Below are 393 nucleotides of genomic sequence, written 5' to 3' on the forward strand. Positions count from 1 at the left end.
GCCGACGATCACGGGTTCGCGGCTGAACCGGCCGAACTGCAGGGCGCGTAGCGCGCTCTCGGTCTCGAACTCAACGTCGTCGTCGAGGAGCAGCAGGAAGTCGGTGTCCTCGCGCTCGAGCGTCTCGGCCATGGAGCGCGAGAAGCCGCCGGAGCCGCCGAGGTTGCCCTGCTCGATGACGCGCAGCTGCTCGCCGAGCTGCTCGGCGACGGCGTCGAAGCCCGCCTCGTCGCGCACCTTCTGCGTGCCCTGGTCGACGAGGAAGATGCGGTCGATGCCGGCGGTGAGGGCCGGGTTCTCCGCGATGTTCGCGAGCGTTGCGACGCAGTAGTCCGGCTTGTTGTACGTCGTCATGCCGAGGCTGAGCTTGCCGGTGCGCACGGGCGTGGCCTC

1 protein-coding gene is annotated in these 393 nt (G+C 69.5%); it reads right to left on the bottom strand.

What is annotated here, in order from left to right:
• The coding region (locus EGM46_RS14590; RefSeq protein WP_241156375.1) for a glycosyltransferase family 2 protein at nucleotides 1–381 on the bottom strand (381 nt) is incomplete at its 3' end.
• Nucleotides 382–393 lie beyond the last annotated feature (12 nt).

The organism is Leucobacter chromiireducens (assembly GCF_003917135.1).
Lineage (GTDB): Bacteria > Actinomycetota > Actinomycetes > Actinomycetales > Microbacteriaceae > Leucobacter > Leucobacter chromiireducens_A.